Consider the following 19,711-nt stretch of genomic DNA (forward strand, 5'->3'; position numbering starts at 1 on the left):
GATATTATTATGACTTGGTGCGGAGATTACACCTGTGAAATTTGAAAGAGAATAGAACTGAAAATTGTTTGAAAAACTATTGTTAGTAACGATGAGATAGAATTTATCAACATCATTATACGAAAAGCCACCTTCTAATATCCCTTCAACTAAGTAATAAGGCTGGATTGTTACTGATTCTGTTATACCTACAAGTGAGAAATAAACATTAGACTGTAGTCCATATACATAGTTTGTTTGTTGATAAGTATTAGTATAGTAATTAGTTAGTAGTACTGTGTATATGTTTGTGTTTGTTGTGTAGTTGATGTTTGTTTCATAGATAGTGTTGGTATTGTTAATGTAGTTGGTTTGCAAAAATTGATTAGTTTGAGCTAAGCTAATTGTAGTTGTCTCGATGGAAGGGTTTTGGGCACAAGAAAAAATTAAGAAAATTAAGAGTATTAGAAAACTTACAAAAATCTCTTTGAACTTCATACTATACCTCTTAACTGTTTGATGAAAACAAAGTATGTTATTTCTGGGTGTACTGGCATGTATAATAAAAGTATAACGGATTATACAAACTAAAAGTGACAATTTTTAATAGTATATAAATAATATATGTTAAAATTTAGAATTTCTGTAAGTTTTTTATCTAACTTTTAGTTAGAGATCCTGTACTTTTCTTAAGTGTTGTTACAGGACTTTATAGATTTGGAAAATTTTTCTATAATATTAATATGAAAAATTTTGTTAGATTTTTCTTATTAACTCTTTTTTCATATACTGTTTTTTTATCTTCTTGTCAGCAAGTACCAACATATAAAGATACTGTTCCTCCAAATATAATCATTTTTTCACCTATGAACTTTTATCTTCATTATTCTACTATTTATATTCATGTTCAAGTTAACGAACTAAACGAATATGGTAAAGTTAGTGGGATAAAGAGTGTTGAAATAGTGCTCGAACGATACTATAATGAAGAAGTTTTTAGGAAGAAATTTGAAGTTAATAGTAATGAGTTTATCTTCAAGAGTAACTTTTCTTTACATGTTTCGACGAATATTGATACTTATCGTTTTAAGGTATTTTCTGAAGATAATGAAGGTAATAGGTCATATAAATATGTTGAATTTTGGTTATCACAAACTCCTTTGCTTTTTGTAGATATTTATTCACCACCTAATATTTCTACGAATACTAATCGTTTAGGATTCTCAGGTGTAATAAGGATAAGTACTAATGTTTATGGTAATGTTGAATGGGTCAAGCTAGTAGTTAGTAACTCTTACGGTGTTTTTAGTAATGATGTTGATTATTTTAATGACAGTTATTGGAAGTTTCATCCGAAATCTCTAAGCTTAGAGGAGGATAGTTTTTCCGGTAATTCGAATAGGGTATATGTGGTTTTGAAAACAACTTTGAGTTATTATTCTATTAGTCGTGAATCTTGGATTTGTTATGACACGAATCTACCATTTGTTAATATAATCAATTTGGATGACTACCAATCGGTTCCTAAGAATCTCTTAGTTATAGTATCAAATTACGATAATAGCCGAATGATCGAAGGTAGAATCTATGTTATTTCTGGTGTTTCTACTAATATTTTTAATGATGTGTCTTGGATTTATAGGAGTGGGACAAGGGGTTACAATTTAATTTTTTCGAGTAATACTAACATTCTTATTCCATATGAGAGAGATGAAGCAGGAAATGAATATTATGGTAGTCCTATTACTGTGATATATAATCCGGTTATTCCTTCAATATCTCTACTGTTACCTACAGTTGATTATAGTTCACGTATAACTAACAAGAATAAAGTTGTTTTCAACGGTAGAGCTTCTGTTGAGTTACCTTACAGAATTACTAATGTAGTTATTGAGGTTTACACAAACAATGTCTTCGTTTATTCAGTTAGTAGATCGTATAATAATAGTAGTGTTGAATGGTCTTTTACAAACATTTTATACATGGGAACTAATCAAGTTAGATACTATGCTTTTTCTGACAGTGGTAAGATTAGTCGAACTAATTATGTAAATATGGTGGTAGATTATGTGAGCCCAATTTTTAATCTTATTTATCCTACTAACGGTAGTACTTTTGATGTTGATGTGGTAAATTTGGTAGTAGAAATTATAGATACCAATTTCTCATTAGGTATTTGGGGAGGATATGTTTATGTAAACGGTGTTTACTGGGGTAACATTGTATCTAATTTTGGTATTGTATCAGTGCCACTTTCTAGGGGGGTAAACTATATAGTAGTTGGTGCTCAAGATTTTGCTGGGAACATTGCTGTTAGGACCAACACTATCATCTACAATGATGATGTTGTGTATGTATCGTATAGTGGTAGTGATTATAATACTGGTTCAAAGAATAGACCACTTAGATCTATCCAAGCAGGAATAAATAAAGCAGTACAACTCGGTTTGAGAAAAGTCTATGTGTCTGAAGGGATATATTCTCCAGGATACGGGCTTAATGGATATGGTTCTGGTGTTGTTATAACAAATCACAATCTAATTATTATAGGAGGTTGGGATACTGACTTTAGTAGTATCTCTAGTTATAGTGAGTTAGATGGATATTATATTCTTTACAATATCATTTTTGCTAAGGATGTAACTAATTTAGTTTTAGGCAACTTTGTTACTAAAAATGGTAGAGCTGTTGGTGTTAGCCCGTATGGTAGTGGTGGGGGGATATACTTTACAAACGTGTCGTTTAGCGTTTTGAGTAATATTGTTATTTCCAATAACAATGGTCGTTTTGGTAGTGGATTATGTTTGTATGATTCACATAATAATATTATTTACAGTACGATCATGAGTAATTTAGCGTTGAATTATGGAGGGGGAATTTATTTTGAAAGATCCTACAGCAATAGGATTGGTGGGGTTATATTGGGTAATATTTCTGGTAATAATGGAGGTGGTGTTTACATGATTGCTTCAAGATATAACATTATACAATCTTATGTTGGAGGCAATTGGGCTACTAATGGTGGAGGAGGTATTTATTTAAATAATTCTGATTCAAACATTATAAAGGCTAATATAAAAAATAATTTTGCCAATGGAGTAGGTGGTGCTTTATACATATCTGATTCAAAAGATGTCATCTTATCTGATTCATTTATTGTAGGTAACGGTTCTATTTCAACTACTAATACTGTTGTATATCTAAACAACACAGGAAATATTGTTAACCTTGTAATATCTAATTGTTTTATAGGTGGTAATAATGATATGGATTCCATTGGTATATATGAAGGAGGTAGTGTTGATACGGTAGGTCATGTGTTGAGAGATAATGTATTTATTACAAATAATCTTCGTTACTTATATCGTGAGTATAGTTATTTAGGAGTTCAAAGGTTGATAACAAATACTAGTACTGACTGGCATAGGATAAATAATCCTAGCATTATAGATGCTTCTTTAACTCATAACTCTGTTACTAATATGTAGTTTGTGTTGTATGTATTGGTGTCTCTTGAGCAAAACTTGTTTTCTTGATTTTTTGCTCTAAAATATTTTCTGAAGATAGGTATTTGGTGAAATTTTTCTCAAAGATAACTATAATTCTATCGGGAAGTTTTATTTCAATTCCTTCGCATCTATCGACTTTAAATACAATTTTATTTTGTTTATTTGAAACCCCATATGTGTATTCTCCGTTTTTGATTTTGTTTATCTCTTTGATTTCAGTTTCGCTAAAAGTAGTTTCTGTGAATCCCATTCTTATGTGGAATTTACCGTTTTCGTACTTTACTCTGAAGGTTGTTAGAAAATATGTTATTGTTAATGAAAATAATAGAAATATTCCTAGAACAACTGATGGATCAATTTCCTCAAGGAATCTATTACCTATTGCTATTTGGTAAGCGAAGAAGAATAGTATGATGATATTAAAAAGCTGTAAAGGAATAGTTCTTAAAAATATTATTCTGAGATATTTGATATCATTTAGGGTGTTCATTTTTATAACTCCTAAGTTTTATACTGAGTTTGTAACAATATAATCGTTTAAGTTTTAGAATTTCAAAGTAGTTTTACCTTATAAGTATTTGTTGTAGTGAGAACATAGGCATAAATAGAGACAAAACAAGGAAAGCGACTATTAGGCCTACTATTACTATCATTATAGGTGATAGAGAAGATACTAGTGCTTCTGACTGTCTTTCAAGTTCGAAAGAATAAAATTCTGCCATTTTGCTTAGTGTTTTGTCTAGTTCTCCTGTTTCTTCGCCTACTTTTATCATTTGGACAAAGATTGGTGGTAGAAACGAGTACTCTGAAAACACTTCGGAGATTAATTTCCCTTTTTCTACTTCGGATATTGCAAACTCTATTGCTTCGCGTATGGATACTAAGTTTACAACTTTTGAAGAAGTGTTTAATGCTTCAAGTATCATAACACCATTACTTATCATCATTCCAATGACTCTTGAAAATTTCTCAAGATCCCTTTTTATAAGGAAATTACCTAGAGGAGGTATTAACGTTATAATCATGTCTTGTATAAGTTTCTTAAAGGCATTAAGCCTAAGGTATAAGTAGTTTAAAATGAAGACCAGTGATATTGTTGATAATAATATCCAAAGTATGTTGTCTTTGACAAAATTCCCTAATGTTATAGTGATTTGAGTTATTTGGGGTAATTCAGTTGAGTAAGATGAGTATATTTCAGAAAACTTTGGTACTATTAAAGTAAGAAATAGAAGTACAACACCAATGGCAACAGATAATATTATTAAAGGGTAAATTAGTGCTGATTTTATTTTTGATGATATGTTAAAAGATTTCTCTAAATATTTTGCTAGATTCTCTAGAGATTTGCCGAGTTTTCCTGATGCTTCTCCAGACTTAATGATTCCTATATAAAGTTCGTCAAATATACTTGGATGTACCATTATAGCTTCTGAGAGTAGGCTACCACTTCTTATTGAGGATATAACAAGGTTTAGTACTTCTTTAAAGTTTTTATTTTTTATATTTTCACTTGCTAGTTCAAGGGATTTTATTATAGGTAATCCTGCGTTTATGCATATACTCATAATGTCGGTAAATGCTATTAATTCTCTTCTAGGAACTTTAGTAGTTTTTAGCTTTGTTTTTTTCTCTCCGAGAAATAGAATTATAGGAAATACTCTTTTGAGTTCTTCTATAGCTGATGCTTTGTCTTTTGCTTCAATTACTCCGGTAACTCTACTGCCATCTTGAGATAAACATTCATATTTGAAAAACATAGTTGAATACTAGATGAAATATTTTTTTACTATCAAGGATTAGTGAAAGAAACTTATTGGGTTGTTGGATTTAAGAAAGTTATTTAACGCTAGAGTAGCTTGAGTTAACTTTAAAAACAAAGATTGTCTTAGTTATTATTCTTCGTATGTTTAGAGGTACTTTTGCTGAGATAAATCTAGATATCTTGTATTCTAATTACCTTGAGTTGAAAAGGCTTAACAATAACCATCCTATAATCCCCGTGATAAAGGCTGATGCTTACGGTCATGGTGCTTTTAGAATATTTGAGTTTTTGTTTTCAAAGGGTATTAGACGGTTTGCTGTGGCAACTCTTGAGGAAGCTTTGGAACTTTCTTTAAGTAGCTACTTTATCAATTCTGAAATTTTAGTTTTTTGTCCTATTACATCAAAAGATATTATGGTGCTGAAGGAATATCAGAATATTATACCTATAGTTAGTGAAATCAAGTTTATAGAGGAATTGGAGAGTATTTCTAAATATTACAATACAAAGTTAAAGTTTGGAATAGAAATAGACACAGGAATGGGAAGGTTAGGAATACATTACAGAGATTTGGATAACTTACTTGATGTTTTGAGTAGTATTAAAAATCTTGAGCTTACAGATCTTATGACACATTTCCCATCTTCTGATTTTGACAGGGATTTTTCCTTGTATCAAATCAATTTATTTGATGAAGTTGTACTAAAAGTTAAAAGTATGTTTTCAAATTTCAAAACACATGTGTCAAACAGTGGTGGGGTTTTGAACATTCCTGAGGCTAGTAGGTATGATTTCTCAAGATGTGGTCTTTCAGTGTATGGTTATTATCCTAATAAGAACCTTATGAGAATTGGAAGGATAAGGAATTCATTAACTTTGAAGTCTTATATTGCGTTGAGAAAGTTTTTTAAGAAAGGTGAAAGTATAAGCTACAATAGAACATATTTCCTTGAGGAAGATGGTTACATAGGTGTCGTACCATGTGGATATGCAGATGGTGTATCTACTCTGTTTTCAAATAATATGGAAGTAATCATAAACTCGAAGAAGTATAGGTTAGTAGGTAGGGTTACTATGGATTATTTGATGGTTAGAATCGATAATTCTGTTAAGGTGGGAGATGAAGTTGTTTTGTTTGGAGGAGATATTGATCCTTTGCTGAGAATTGAAGAAGTTGCTAGTAGAGTTGGATTAATACCTTATGAAATTACCTGTGGTATCTCGAAAAGAGTTCCTAGAGTTTATGTGTAACTTGGGACTTGAACTGAGTATCTAAAGTAGATAGATTTTTTTTTGATTTTAGTTCATATTGTTTAAAGGTTGAGTCGATAAAGATACGTGTTTTATTTATTGTTCTAACTTTAGATAATTTGCGAGTTTAGAATTAAGTTGAATATAAAAATAGGGACCTCAATGGGTCCCTTTTAAAAGGGTTTGCTTAAAAATTATGATATCTTTATCTTTGTTTCCTTAGAAGTTTTCTCCTTTGGTATTCTTATTTCAAGAACACCATCTTTGTACTCTGCTTTTGCTTCTTCACTTTTTACATCTACTGGTAGAGGTATGGTTCTTTCGACTCTACCGTAGAATCTTTCAATCTTGTGGATGTTTTCTTTTTTCTCTTCTTTCTCTTCTTTCTTTTCAGCCTTTATGTGTACAAAGTTATCTTTTACTGTTACTTCTATTTCATCTTTCTTAGCACCGGGGATTTCTGCTTTTATCACGATATCTTTATCTGTTTCATAAACATCAACTGCAGGTGATAGTATATATTCTTCAACATTATCGATTCTTCCAAAGAATTCATCAAATATCCTATCAAATTCTCTTCTTACTTTTTCAATATGATTTAATGGCCTCCAAACATTTAATCCTCTCATACCCCACCTCCTACTAAGTTTTTTCAATTTAAATATAGCAAAATATTTCTGAATTGTCAATTCATAAATGTTTTATTTCTATCTCTATAAAACTTTACATGAGTAGTTAGAATCTTGGATATTAAGCTTAGTTTGAGTAGTCCAGAAGATGATAAGGTTTAGAATTTGTATATCTAGGTAGTTAATTAACTTATTTTAGTTTTTGAAGGTTATTAGTTAGGAATGAATTGATATATATAATTTGCTCTTTTGTATGTAGTGCTAAATGTTGAAAGATTGATATATTTTTTCTATTATGAATTTAGCAACTTTGATTTTATTGCCTTCAAAGTGGTACTTTTGACCTGATTTTGAGATGAGTGTTATTTTATTTGTTTTACTTCCCATGGGATTGAATATGATTTTACCATCTTCTATTTCTATTTGATTTGCTACGATGTAGTCAACTCCTTTTAGAGATAGTTTATTTTTTATATACTCTTCGATATTGCCATAACTATTGAGTGCAAAACCTACAACTATTTTATTACCTTTGTTTTGAGATATTGTTTTAAGAATATCTGGAGTTTTTTCAAGCTTTATTTCAGATATATTTTCTTTTGGTAATTTCCCTATTGTTTTGTTTATAGGTTTAAAATCTGCTACTGCTGAAGCCATAAAGAGTATATCTACTCTTTCGAATTCTTTTTTTACGGCTTGTAGCATATCTTCTGTTGATATGACTTTAGTTGATTTTATAAATGTAATAGGTTTGTATTTCATTTCACCGTATATGAGTGATACGTCAGCACCTTCTAAGTATGATGCTAATGCTAATGAGAGTCCCATAAGCCCTGATGAATCATTTGATATATACCTTACATTGTCTAGGTATTCTTTGGTAGCACCAGCAGTTACAAGTACTTTTTTACCTTTTAGCTTTCCGTTTGGGTTTCTCAGAAGATGGTACAAAATTGTTTTTTCATTAGGGAGTCTACCTTTACCAATTCCTTCGAGGGGAGATGCGAATGTACCTTCTTCAGGTTCGAGTATTTCCCATCCGTAGTTTTGGAGTTTCTTTAGATTGTCTTGTGTTAAAGGATTTGCCCACATTTCTTTATTCATTGCAGGTACTAATATTCTTCTTTTTGAGCTTGGAAAAGCTAAAGTAGTTGTAGTGAGTAAATTGTCACATATTCCATTTGCTATTTTACCTATTACGTTTGCTGTTGCTGGTATAATAACAAGGGTATCGGCCCATTTAGCGTTTGTTATATGTATGAGAGGATCATCGTAGTTGAAGTTATCAACGTATACCTTATTTTGAGATATTGCTTCAAACAGTATAGGTGATATTAGTTTTGTTGCATTCTCTGTCATTATAACTTTAACTTCGTGTCCTCTCTTTAACATAAGTCTTATAACATTTGGTACTTTGTATATGCTTACACTACTACTTATACCGAAAAGAAATCTAGCCATAAAGATATGGTAATTTTTTAGAATTTGTATTACTGTAATCAAGTAATTCATAGTTTTTCTAATTTGAAACACGAAGTTATATTTGATAAAAATTTAGAACAGCTGGGGTGAAATATGTCTCAAGTAGTATCTACGGATATTACTCAAAATATTGTAGGAGTTATTGAAGAAATTAATGGGCCTATTGCTGTAGTTAGAGATGTTAGAAACTTGAAGATGATGGAAGTTGTTAAGGTTTCTAAACATTTGCTCATAGGTGAAGTTATATCTGTTAGTGGTGAAAAGGCGACTATTCAAATTTATGAAAATACAGCAGGTGTGAGACCTGGAGATTATGTTTATGGTACAGGTGAACCTTTATCAGTTGAGTTAGGACCTGGACTTATATCAAAAATATATGATGGTATCCAAAGGCCACTTGATGAAATATATGAGTATGGTATTTTTATTCCTAGAGGAGTTGATTTACCTTCTTTGAATAGAGAAAGAAGATGGTATTTTAAACCTTTAGTAAGAGAGAGGGAGAGCCTTCGGGGTGGTAGTGTAATAGGGGAAGTAGCTGAGACTACTAGAATAAGTCATAAAATATTAGTACCGCCTGATAAAGCGGGAACTGTTATATACATTGCAAATGAAGGTGAATATAAAGTTGATGATGTTATTTGTATATTGGAAGATCCTGTTAGGGGAAGACAAGAATTAAAAATGTATCATAAATGGCCAGTTAAGATACCTAGACCTATAAACAACAAATATATACCTAATGAGGCTATGTTTACGGGTCAGAGAGTTATTGATTTCTTATTCCCTATAGCTAGAGGTGGTACTGCTTCCATACCCGGGGGTTTTGGAACTGGTAAAACTGTTACGCAGCATCAGCTTGCTAGATGGTCTGATGCTGATATAATAATATATGTAGGATGTGGTGAGAGAGGAAATGAAATAACGGAGGTTTTAGAGGATTTTCCAAAACTTGTTGATCCTAAAACTGGTAGACCGTTAATGGAGAGAACAGTTATTATTGCTAACACTTCAAATATGCCTGTTACGGCAAGAGAGGCATCAATATACACTGGTATAACTATAGGCGAGTATTTTAGAGATATGGGGTATAATGTTGCTCTTATGGCTGATTCTACTAGTAGATGGGCTGAAGCTTTGAGAGAATTATCAGGAAGACTTGAAGAGATGCCAGCAGAAGAAGGATTTCCTGCTTATCTTGGTTCTAGATTAGCAGCATTTTATGAAAGAGCTGGTTTTGTTGAAACCTTAAATGGTGATAGAGGATCTTTGACTATTATTGGTGCTGTATCTCCAGCTGGTGGAGATTTCTCCGAGCCAGTAACACAAAATACTAAAAGGTTTACAAAGTGTTTTTGGGCTCTCGATAAATCTTTAGCAAGTCAAAGGCACTTTCCATCCATAAACTGGATGTTGAGTTATAGTTTTTATGTTGATATGGTCTCAGAATGGTGGAATAAAATTGATCCTGATTATAAAGAAGTTAGACAGAAAATAATGGATTTGTTGATAAGAGAAGATAGGTTGCAAAAAATTGTGAAAATAGTTGGTTTAGATGCATTGCCTCAATCCGAAAGACTTGTTCTTGAAGTAAGTAGAATTATAAGAGTAGGTTTCTTACAGCAAGTTGCTTATGATAAAGTTGATTCGTATTGTTCTCCTCAAAAACAAATTAAAATGGCTAAACTCATACTCAAATTCTATGATTTGGCCCATGATTTAGTTGTTAACTATCGTGTTCCAGTTAGTGAAATACAAAATCTTAAATCCGTATCAGAGATAATAAGAATAAAAATAGAGATACCAAACGATCAGTTAGAAAAAATAGATGAGATCGAGAAGAATTTAATTTCAGAAATTGAAAAATTAAAAGATCGTTACTCCTAATTGATTATGAGAAGACTTTGGGCTATTTTGATTATTTTGTTTATATCGATACTTCAAAGTATTCCACAACTTAAGGTTTTTGGTTTTTTCCCAGATCTTCTTCTAATACTAGTAATATACTACTCTTTTAAAGTGGGTACTTCTCAGGGTATAGTATTCGGAGCAATATTAGGAGTTTTTGTTGATATTTTGTCAGGTTCTACAATAGGTACGCATACTATAGTTTTTTCAACGGTTGCTTTGATGGTTGAATTTTTTAGGACTATATTCATATTTGAAATGGTTTTTACTCTACCTGTGGTTTCTTTTTTGTCCACGTTAATAAAATATATTATTTTGTTTTTGGTGAGTATTGTATTTAGTGCTGTATCGTTAGGTAACTGGTACTTAGTTATGTTTATTGAAGGAGTTATAAACTTTGTTTTTGCATTCCCTATGGCTTGGCTTTCTGGTAAGATTGTTTCCCTGCTACACAGAGGATATTCAATGGGTATTTGACAACTAGAAAGTTGGAGTTTGTTTAATTTTGACTTGACATAGGTTCATTTAGAGTATATATTATAATACTATTGATCGTAATGTTGAATTACTGAATGGAGGTGTTTATGTTTTCTTTAACTATGAGAATGTTGTTTGTACTAGGTGCTTTATTTGGCATACTATACTTGGTTATAGCGATTATAGGACAGCAAGGTGTTATTTTCAACATCATTTTAGCTAGCGTAATACTTCTTATACAATATCTAATAGCACCTAAAATTGTGGAATGGACTATGGGAGTTAGATATGTCTCGGAAAATGAGTATCCGGAATTACATAGAATTGTTGAAGAAATGGCAGAAAGAGCAGGAATACCAAAACCAAAAGTTGGTATTTCAAGTATGCCCATAGCAAATGCTTTTGCATTTGGTAGGAGTATAAGAGATGGTAGAGTTGTAGTTACAGAAGAAATAATGAGGTTGCTTACTAAAGATGAACTAAGAGCAGTTATAGGGCATGAAGTGTCTCATATAAAACATAGAGATATGCTAGTAACTACTTTGGTTTCTGTTATACCTATGGTTTTGTATAACTTAGCAATGTTTTTTATGTATTTTGGTGGTGGTAACAATAGGGAGAGTAATTTAGGAATTTTTGCAGGTATATTTCTGCTTTTGCTTTATTTTATTTCAAATCTTTTAGTTTTAGCAGTCTCAAGAATAAGAGAGTATTTGGCAGACTATGGTTCTGTTAAATTAGGTAATCCACCAGAGCATTTAGCGAGTGCTTTATATAAGTTAGTTTATTCTTCTGCAACTACTTCAGAGGAAGAAAGAGCACAAGTTTCAGGAATTAAGGCGTTCTTTCTAAACGATCCAAATTCTGCTGAAAATGAAATAATGGAATTGGCACAGCTTGATACGAATCGTAACTTTAAGATTGATAGGTCAGAATTGGAGCAACTCAGAGTAAGTAGAGTAAGGATCTCGGCGACAGAGAAAATTATGGAGTTGTTTACAACACATCCAAATATGCTTAAGAGAATTAAAAAACTTTCAGAATATGTTTAAATGTATAATTCAAGAAAAGTTGTGGCCATAGTTCTTGCTAGTGGTAAGGGAGAAAGGTTTGGACATCCACTACCAAAACAGTTTGTAGAATTCCGAGGTAGAAAAATTATTGAGTACTCGCTACAGCAATTTGAGTATAATAACTTTGTTGATGAGATAATTGTTGTATCTCATAGCGATTATACGCACATTGTTAAAGAAATAGGTGTTAGATTTAAAAAGTTTAGTGGTATAGCTATTGGAGGATCTACTAGGAGTATATCTTCAAAGAGTGGTGTTTTTAGTGTTAAGCATAAAGATTCTTATATTCTGATACACGATTCAGCAAGACCACTTTTTAGTCAGTATCTTATAAATAATCTTCTTGAAAATGTTGAAGAAACAGGTGCGGTAATACCTGTCATAAGTTCTACTGATACGCTTGTTGAAGCAGAAGATGGATTTGTTAAATCTGTGCTTGATAGAAATAAGATACTCAGAGTTCAGACTCCTCAGTGTTTTAAATACGAAATAATATTTGAAGCATATAAAAAGTTTAAGGATGATATCATAGATTTTCCTGATGATAGTTCAGTAGTCTTGTATACAGGATTGACAAAAATCAAATTGATCAAAGGTGAAACTACTAATTTAAAGATAACTAATTATGAAGACATGAAGATTCTGGATGTTATATATAAATCAGAGTAAAAGTTGCTTAATTTTTGAAGATAAAATGAAGCTAAAGATATTTAGCACATTATATGTTTTAGTAAATTTAATCAATGGATTTTAGTTGGAGATAAATTTTAATAGTTTGCGCTTAAGAAATTCTTAGCTTAAGTTTGTATCTTTTTGGTAAAAAAATTACTTTGTAGAGATTAGATAAGGCTGAATAAGATTGGTGATTTTTATGGTTGATTTAGAGCTGGTATTAACTTTTAGGAGGGTTTTTGAAGTGAATAGGTGGAATTAAGTTTTGATGATAAAGTTTGTGTAATTATTTAGAAGTCTTGACTGTTTATGTAATTTTTGTAAATTTATAAACTGACCGTTCAGTCATTAAGCTGAATGGTAAGGAGAAAAGTTATGTGGGGACTTTTGAAAGGGCTTTTGGATAATATTCCTGCAGTTATTGTTATATTTGTAGCAGTTTTAGTTTTGGGATTTGTAGCTTTGACTAGATTACCTGTTGATTTATTTCCAGAAATTGAAGTTCCAGTTGTTGCCGTTAGGATAGATTACAGTGGTGCATCTCCTGAAGATGTTGAGAAGAATATTGCTAGGATTATAGAAGGACAATTTCTAACGATAAGTGGAGTTAGGAATGTTATAACTAGATGTTTTGAAGGATTTGCTTTTTTTGTAGTTCAATTCGATTATGGTGTTAATATAGATCTTGTTGCAAATGATGTTAGAGAGAGGATGGATCTTGTTTTTAGGTTGCTACCCGATGGTGTAGGTAAACCCCAGATATTTAAGTTTGATCCTAGTAGTCTCCCTATATTGAGTATTGGTATCACTGGTATTGATGATTTATCTGCTCTTAAGGAATTAGTTGATAATAATATTTCGAAGAGAATATATCAGGTTGATGGTGTTGCTAGTGTTTCTATAGAGGGAGGTTATGATAAAAAAGTTTTTGTTGAACTTGATAGTAAAAGATTGAATGGTTTTTTACTGTCTCCTTCTGATGTTGTTCGAGCCATAGCGGGTGAGAATCAAAATTTCCCGGCAGGGTTTGTGATAGATGGATACAAGAAAGTTAATTTGAGGTTTAGTAGTGAATTTAATAGTATTCAAGATATAGAGAATACAATAGTTGCTAATAGAGGTAGGTATGTAGTTAAGATCAAAGATGTTGCTAATGTTTCATTTAAAGAGGATAGGGTTGATGCCCCTATAGTCAAGATTAATGGACAGGATGGAATTGTTTTGTCGATTAATAAAAAATCAGGTAGTAGTACTGTTGTTGTTTCAGAAGCAGTCAAGAAGAAATTAGAGGAAATAAAAAGACTATATCCTAATCTTAAGTTTAATATCATAAATGATCAAGGTGAATTTATTGTTTTCTCAATAAATAACGTCAGAAATAATGCTATAAATGGTGCACTACTAGCTATTATAATAGTTTTTATATTTTTGGTTAGATTAAAAGAAACTATACTTATAGGTATCGCAATACCATTCTCTCTTATAATAACGTTTGTATTCATGTACTTTTTAGACATATCGCTTAATGTTGTTTCTTTGACAGGATTGGCTTTGGGTGTTGGATTAATGGTTGATAATTCAATAGTTGTGCTTGAAAGCATATATCTAAAGCTACGACAAGGTAAGAGGTTGGTGGATGCGACCTTTGAGGGTACCAAAGAAGTTGGTACTGCTATACTAGCATCCACAATAACCACTGTTGTAGTGTTTGTTCCTGTTGTGTTTGCTCAAGGTATCGCAGGGCAGCTATTTAGAGATTTGGCATTAACCGTTAGTATATCTGTTTTTTCTTCTCTTTTTGTTGCTATATTTATAGTTCCACCTCTTGCTTCAAGGTATTGGTATGTAATTGAAGAACTGGATGCAAAGATCCAGTCAAATTACTATCTATCTTGGTTTTCTAACTTTATAGATAGGGTTAGAGATGGTATTTATGAAAAAAGCTTAAACGCTTTTTTGAATCTAAAAAAGACCACTCTTGTTTTTACAGTTGTGTTTATTATTTTGGGATTTGTTTCTTTTGTATTTGTAGGAAAGGAGTTTTTACCAATTGTTGATACAGGAAATTTAAATGTTAGAATTGATTTACCAACAGGGACATATAAAGATATAACTTCATCTTATGCTGAGAAAATTAGTGAGTATCTTCTGAGTAACCAGAATGTTGATTATTTTTACTATGTTATTGCTAGTGTTGGTACTGGTAATCTGGGTTTTTTGGTCGGTAGAGGTAATGAAAATACTATAAATATGTTTATAAAACTCAAGCCTAAAGAGCAGAGAAACATATCTTCTGAAGAGTTTGCATCTCAGTTGAGGAAATTTATTTCAACAATACCTGGTAGATATAGAGTAAATGTCGTTAATGGAGTTGGTTTTGCTGAAGGTGGAGGTGCTAATGTTGATGTTAAACTTTTTGGAGAGAATCTACTAGAACTTGAAGAAATATCAAAGAGAATAAAAGAAGTTGCTACAAAAGTTGAAGGGATACAGGAAATTAACTCTTCTTTTGATGATGAATCAGAAGAATATTCTATACTTTTTGATAGGAATAAGTTAGGTTTTTATGGAGTTTCAAGTGGAATACTTGGTAATATTATAAGGACTAGTTTTTCAGGAGCTATTCCTACCTTCTATAGAGTTGAAGGTAAACAGTATCAAGTAGTTGTTAAGTTGAGAGAGGATGAGAGAAGATTTTTAGAAAATGTTTTGTTTAAGTATATTCCTACTCCAACGGGAGTAGTACCATTGGTTGATCTTATTGAAGTTAAGAAAATAACATCTCCAAGAATGATAATGAGAGAAAACAACAGTAGACAAGTTTCTCTATCAGTAGTTGGTTTTGGTGTTGCTCAAAGTAAACTTGTTGAAAATCTCGCTGAGGTTATTAAGAAAGAAGTATATATTCCACCTGATGTTGTAATTGAATATGGTGGAAGTTTTAGAGATTTGCAAGATACTTTTAGGGACTTGATACTTGTGTTTATACTTGCGTTTACTTTGGTGTATTCTGTAATGGTTATACTGTTTAGGTCTTTCAAAGATCCTTTTATAATACTCTTTACAATTCCTTATGGTATTTTCGCTGTTTTGATAGGTTTCTTTATTCTTGGGCTTAAGATAAATGTCATATCTGGCATAGGAGTAGTATTGCTTCTTGGTATAATCGTTAATAATGGTATAGTTATGGTTGACTATATGAATCAGTTGTTGGATAAAGGATACCGCTTAAGAGATGCAGTTATTGATGGGGCTAAAAGGAGATTTAGGCCTATACTTATGACTACATTAACTACGGTTTTTGGAGTTTTGCCATTAGCACTTGGTATAGGTGCTAGTTCAGAGATTTTTCAACCACTTGGACAAGTTATAGCAGTGGGTTTGACTATGGGTACTATTTTTACTTTGTTTGTTATACCTACAATATTTGAATACTTCAATAGAAAGAGATTTGCTTAGTTTGTTTATCATTATGGTTTAGATTTTTTGATCAGAAGACTAAAGATAAAACTATAAAACACTTCTAAGTTTAAAACTTTATAACCTAGTTGTGGTACTTTTATAATAGTTGTAGTAGTATGAATATGAGTGATGTTGTATTGTTAAGTGGTAGATCAAATGTTCGATTAGCTAGGAGAATAGCAGATTATCTAGGACTTGAACTTGGTAAATGCACTATTAGTGAATTTGCTGATGGAGAGATAATAGTTAAGATAGAGGAAAGTATAAGAGGTAGTGATATTTTTGTTGTTCAATCAACTTGTAATCCTTCTAATCAAAACTTAATGGAACTTCTTATAATGATAGATGCTATAAAGAGAGCATCTGCTGAAAGAATTACTGCTGTTATACCTTATTTCGGGTATGCTAGACAAGACAGAAAAGCTGAACCTAGAGTCCCGATTACAGCTAAATTGGTTGCTAACCTTATAACAACTGCCGGAGCTAACAGAGTGTTAACTATGGATTTACACGCAGATCAGATCCAGGGTTTTTTTGATATACCTGTTGATCATCTTTATGCTTTTCCAGTTTTCATTGATTATTTGAAAGATAGTTATGAAAGTTTGAGTGATTTTGTTGTTGTATCTCCTGATACTGGTGGGGTCAAAAGAGCTAGATATTTAGCATCTTTTCTTGACTTGAATATAGCAATTATTGATAAAAGAAGAACTGGATATAATGTAGCTGAGGTAATGAATTTAGTTGGTGATGTAAATGGCAAAAATGCTGTTTTGATTGATGATATTATTGACACGGGAGGTACCATATCAAAAGCAGCAAAAAAACTTAAAGAAGAAGGAGCTAAGAAAGTAATTGTGATGGCTACACATCCTGTACTTTCGAGCAATGCTAAAGAAAAGTTATCTGATGATGCTATAGATGAGATCGTAGTTACTGATACTATTCCTATACCAGAAGAAAAAATGTTGCCGAAAATAAAAGTTCTAAGTGTTTATAAACTTTTTGCCGAAGCAATTGCAAGAATACATACAAATAGTTCTGTTAGTTCTCTTTTTGTTAAGAGTAGTTCAAATCTATAGCTTTTGCACAATCTACACGGTTTATAGATTTTTATCTTGCTCTTATTTGTCGTAGAATACTATGGGTTTACTGTATTTACTATAGTTTTTCAGTACTTCTATTGATTTCTTTACATAATCATCTTCTATGTCAAAGGTTTGTATAGATGGTATTTCTCTCTTCGCAAGAATTCTTATTATTTTCTTATCAAGAGTTATTCCATTTCCCTTGAGTATTTTGTCTATGTTATTTATATCTTCTTCTTTGAGTTCGATTTTATTTTTCATGTATTCCTTGATGTATCCTTCTTTCTCGATTCTTGATATGAGATCTTCCAACTCTTTCGATAATTTGATTGCTTCTATTTCAATGTCTGGTTTTATTCCCTCCTTATCTGGTGTTCTACCTGATGGTAAGTAATACCTTGCTATTGTTATTCTAAGTCCTGTACCATCGGGTAACTGTCTTATAGTTTGTACTGATCCTTTACCGAAAGTTTTATTTCCTACTACTACTGCTCTATGAGTGTCTTGCAGTACTCCGGCAAATATTTCTGAAGCTGAAGCTGATCCTTCATTTACTATGACGACCATTGGAACATCTATGGGTATTATAGGTTTTCGCCCTGAAGCATAATTTTTTGAATCACTGCTGGGTATTCTACCTTTTGTTTCAAGTATAAGCCCTTCAGGTATAAGTACATCAAGCATCTTTATAACTTCATCTAGTAATCCACCGGGGTTGTATCTTAGGTCAAATATTATTCCATTAAGTTTAATGCCTTCTTTTCTTATTTTCTCTATTGCACTTATGAATGAGTCATAAGTAGTGGCAGAAAACTGAAGTATTCTAATAAACGCTATACCATCTTCTTTTGATATCCATCCCCATCTTATAGTTGGTATATTTATGATTTCTCTTGTTAAAGTTTTCTCAAATATTTCATCATTTCTTTTTATCGTTATAGTGACCTTTGTACCAGGAGTTCCTCGTAGCAATTTAACTGCTCTTTCTACGCTCATTCCTTTGGTACTTTCTCCATTTATAGAGATTATGTAATCTCCAGGTTTAATACCTTCTCTAAATGCTGGAGTATCTTCAATTGGTGATATTATGTATATGTAGCCATCTTTCGATGATATATGTATTCCAAGGCCACCAAACTTACCACTAGTTTCTACTGTTAGTTCTTTAAAATCATCTATACTCAAAAAAGCTGTGTGAGGATCTCCCAAACTCTCAAGCATTCCTTTTATAGCTCCGTGAAATAGCTTTTTTGCGTCAACTTTGTCACCGTCTACATATCCTTCTTTTATAAGGTTATAGACTGAATTAAATATCTCAAGGTAGTAATAGTAATCATCATCTCTAGAAGTTGGAGAAGAAAATAATCCTCTATCACCGAATATCTGAGAATAGGATAGAAACAGTATTGTAAACAAAACTAGTATAACTATTGATACTACTACTGCCTTGGAATATTTTTTGACAAACATAATTATACCTCTTATCATTAAGTTAAATATAAATAATTAGAGAGATGATTACAAGTTATAAATCTAAGATTAAGCGAATATTGTACATCTAGGAATTATATCTTGTTAACAATGCTTCTTAAATACTTTACAAAAATGAGGTAATTTTGAGATTTTTTGTTATATGTGAATATATAATTAGATTATCTTATGGATGGATATTTGTCTTTGAAGTTTCCAAGAGGGAAGTACTTTGTCATTTCTGTTTCTATCCATTTATTTGCTTCAACAGGGTTTACATGCCATTCATTAGGGCATCCACTCAGGACTTCTACGAAAGTATATCCTTTGTTTTCTATTTGTAGTTTGAATGCTTTTTTTATAGCTTGTTTAGTTTTAGCTATGGTTTCTGTCGAAACTACCGCTGTTCTTTCGACGTAAACAGGTGCTTCTAGCATTGCTATGATTTCTGAAATTCTCATAGGATATCCTTCTTTAGAAGGATCTCTACCATTTGGTGATGTTCTTGTAATCTGCCCTGGTAGAGTTGTTGGTGCGGTTTGTCCGCCTGTCATTCCGTAAGTTGCGTTGTTTACGAATATTATTGTTATATTTTCACCTCTATTTGCAGCATGTAATGTTTCGGCTAATCCTATTGCTGCTAGATCTCCGTCTCCTTGGTATCCGAATACTATTAATTCGGGTCTGGATCTTTTTATACCTGTTGCTACTGCTCCGACTCTACCGTGCGCTGCTTCGCACATATCTATATCCCAGTATTCATAAGCATTTACAGCACATCCGACAGGTGCTATACCTACAGTTCTTTCTCTAATACCTAGTTCATCTATAACTTCTGCTAAAATCCTATGTATTACACCATGACCACATCCTGGACAATAATGAGTTTTAGCATCAGTCATTGTTTTTGGTTTATCAAAAATAAGTTTTAGTTCCATAGATTACC

General features: G+C 31.9%; 15 protein-coding genes. 8 read left to right on the top strand and 7 right to left on the bottom strand.

What is annotated here, in order from left to right; all coding sequences use genetic code 11:
- Positions 1–477: hypothetical protein (locus N2712_04430; GenBank protein MCX8029225.1), on the bottom strand; the 477-nt coding region annotated here is incomplete at its 3' end.
- A gap of 245 nt (positions 478–722) precedes the next feature.
- Between N2712_04430 and N2712_04435 the strand changes: the two genes are divergently transcribed.
- A complete protein-coding gene (locus N2712_04435; protein ID MCX8029226.1) occupies positions 723–3,467 on the top strand; it encodes a hypothetical protein in 2,745 nt (914 codons plus the stop codon).
- On the opposite strand, the gene N2712_04440 is transcribed toward N2712_04435, so the two are convergent.
- Both N2712_04440 and N2712_04445 read right to left on the bottom strand, forming a co-directional pair.
- Positions 3,457–3,978, bottom strand: a complete 522-nt coding sequence (locus tag N2712_04440) for a hypothetical protein (GenBank protein MCX8029227.1) — start codon at positions 3,976–3,978, stop codon at positions 3,457–3,459. The genes N2712_04435 and N2712_04440 overlap by 11 nt on opposite strands.
- A gap of 73 nt (positions 3,979–4,051) precedes the next feature.
- Entirely contained in the window at positions 4,052–5,248 is a 1,197-nt protein-coding gene (locus N2712_04445) for a type II secretion system F family protein (GenBank protein ID MCX8029228.1), read from the bottom strand.
- Positions 5,249–5,394: 146 nt separating this feature from the next.
- Here N2712_04445 and alr point away from each other — a divergent pair, with 146 nt between their 5' ends.
- Complete coding sequence (gene alr, locus N2712_04450; protein MCX8029229.1) at positions 5,395–6,504, top strand: alanine racemase; 1,110 nt, start codon at positions 5,395–5,397, stop codon at positions 6,502–6,504.
- A 194-nt stretch (positions 6,505–6,698) separates the two neighbouring features.
- On the opposite strand, the gene N2712_04455 is transcribed toward alr, so the two are convergent.
- Entirely contained in the window at positions 6,699–7,133 is a 435-nt protein-coding gene (locus N2712_04455) for an Hsp20/alpha crystallin family protein (GenBank protein MCX8029230.1), read from the bottom strand.
- A gap of 261 nt (positions 7,134–7,394) precedes the next feature.
- Positions 7,395–8,594, bottom strand: a complete 1,200-nt coding sequence (coaBC, locus tag N2712_04460; GenBank protein MCX8029231.1) for a bifunctional phosphopantothenoylcysteine decarboxylase/phosphopantothenate--cysteine ligase CoaBC — start codon at positions 8,592–8,594, stop codon at positions 7,395–7,397.
- A 114-nt stretch (positions 8,595–8,708) separates the two neighbouring features.
- On the opposite strand from coaBC, the gene N2712_04465 reads away from it, so the two are divergent.
- The 6 genes from N2712_04465 (at position 8,709) to N2712_04490 (ending at position 17,289) form a co-directional block, all read left to right on the top strand.
- Complete coding sequence (locus N2712_04465; GenBank protein ID MCX8029232.1) at positions 8,709–10,502, top strand: V-type ATP synthase subunit A; 1,794 nt, start codon at positions 8,709–8,711, stop codon at positions 10,500–10,502.
- Between the two features lie 6 nt (positions 10,503–10,508).
- Positions 10,509–11,000 carry a rod shape-determining protein MreD gene (mreD, locus tag N2712_04470; protein ID MCX8029233.1) on the top strand — a complete coding sequence of 164 codons (492 nt, stop codon included), beginning with the start codon at positions 10,509–10,511 and terminating at the stop codon, positions 10,998–11,000.
- A gap of 107 nt (positions 11,001–11,107) precedes the next feature.
- On the top strand, positions 11,108–12,052 hold the full coding sequence (locus N2712_04475; protein MCX8029234.1) for a zinc metalloprotease HtpX: 945 nt from the start codon (positions 11,108–11,110) through the stop codon (positions 12,050–12,052).
- A 21-nt stretch (positions 12,053–12,073) separates the two neighbouring features.
- The gene (gene ispD, locus N2712_04480) at positions 12,074–12,742 is read left to right on the top strand and encodes a 2-C-methyl-D-erythritol 4-phosphate cytidylyltransferase (protein MCX8029235.1); all 669 of its coding nucleotides are present in this window, start codon (positions 12,074–12,076) and stop codon (positions 12,740–12,742) included.
- Positions 12,743–13,120: 378 nt separating this feature from the next.
- Positions 13,121–16,204, top strand: coding sequence for an efflux RND transporter permease subunit (locus N2712_04485; protein MCX8029236.1), 3,084 nt, complete (start codon positions 13,121–13,123; stop codon positions 16,202–16,204).
- A gap of 125 nt (positions 16,205–16,329) precedes the next feature.
- Positions 16,330–17,289, top strand: a complete 960-nt coding sequence (locus N2712_04490; protein MCX8029237.1) for a ribose-phosphate pyrophosphokinase — start codon at positions 16,330–16,332, stop codon at positions 17,287–17,289.
- Between the two features lie 42 nt (positions 17,290–17,331).
- Here N2712_04490 and N2712_04495 read toward each other — a convergent pair whose 3' ends face one another.
- Together N2712_04495 and N2712_04500 are read right to left on the bottom strand one after the other, a co-directional pair.
- Complete coding sequence (locus N2712_04495) at positions 17,332–18,783, bottom strand: S41 family peptidase (protein MCX8029238.1); 1,452 nt, start codon at positions 18,781–18,783, stop codon at positions 17,332–17,334.
- A 164-nt stretch (positions 18,784–18,947) separates the two neighbouring features.
- Complete coding sequence (locus N2712_04500) at positions 18,948–19,703, bottom strand: thiamine pyrophosphate-dependent enzyme (protein MCX8029239.1); 756 nt, start codon at positions 19,701–19,703, stop codon at positions 18,948–18,950.
- Between the last annotated feature and the right edge of the window lie 8 nt (positions 19,704–19,711).

The sequence above is a fragment of the Brevinematales bacterium genome (assembly GCA_026415355.1).
Classification (GTDB): Bacteria; Spirochaetota; Brevinematia; order DTOW01; family DTOW01; genus SKYB106.

Bases quoted from the DNA above. Each gene is read 5' to 3' on its own strand.
- N2712_04435 (MCX8029226.1), top strand. From the start codon at position 723: ATGAAAAATTTTGTTAGATTTTTCTTATTAACTCTTTTTTCATATACT.
- N2712_04440 (MCX8029227.1), bottom strand. From the start codon at position 3,978: ATGAACACCCTAAATGATATCAAATATCTCAGAATAATATTTTTAAGA.
- N2712_04445 (MCX8029228.1), bottom strand. From the start codon at position 5,248: ATGTTTTTCAAATATGAATGTTTATCTCAAGATGGCAGTAGAGTTACC.
- alr (MCX8029229.1), top strand. From the start codon at position 5,395: ATGTTTAGAGGTACTTTTGCTGAGATAAATCTAGATATCTTGTATTCT.
- N2712_04455 (MCX8029230.1), bottom strand. From the start codon at position 7,133: ATGAGAGGATTAAATGTTTGGAGGCCATTAAATCATATTGAAAAAGTA.
- coaBC (MCX8029231.1), bottom strand. From the start codon at position 8,594: ATGGCTAGATTTCTTTTCGGTATAAGTAGTAGTGTAAGCATATACAAA.
- N2712_04465 (MCX8029232.1), top strand. From the start codon at position 8,709: ATGTCTCAAGTAGTATCTACGGATATTACTCAAAATATTGTAGGAGTT.
- mreD (MCX8029233.1), top strand. From the start codon at position 10,509: ATGAGAAGACTTTGGGCTATTTTGATTATTTTGTTTATATCGATACTT.
- N2712_04475 (MCX8029234.1), top strand. From the start codon at position 11,108: ATGTTTTCTTTAACTATGAGAATGTTGTTTGTACTAGGTGCTTTATTT.
- N2712_04485 (MCX8029236.1), top strand. From the start codon at position 13,121: ATGTGGGGACTTTTGAAAGGGCTTTTGGATAATATTCCTGCAGTTATT.
- N2712_04490 (MCX8029237.1), top strand. From the start codon at position 16,330: ATGAGTGATGTTGTATTGTTAAGTGGTAGATCAAATGTTCGATTAGCT.
- N2712_04495 (MCX8029238.1), bottom strand. From the start codon at position 18,783: ATGATAAGAGGTATAATTATGTTTGTCAAAAAATATTCCAAGGCAGTA.
- N2712_04500 (MCX8029239.1), bottom strand. From the start codon at position 19,703: ATGGAACTAAAACTTATTTTTGATAAACCAAAAACAATGACTGATGCT.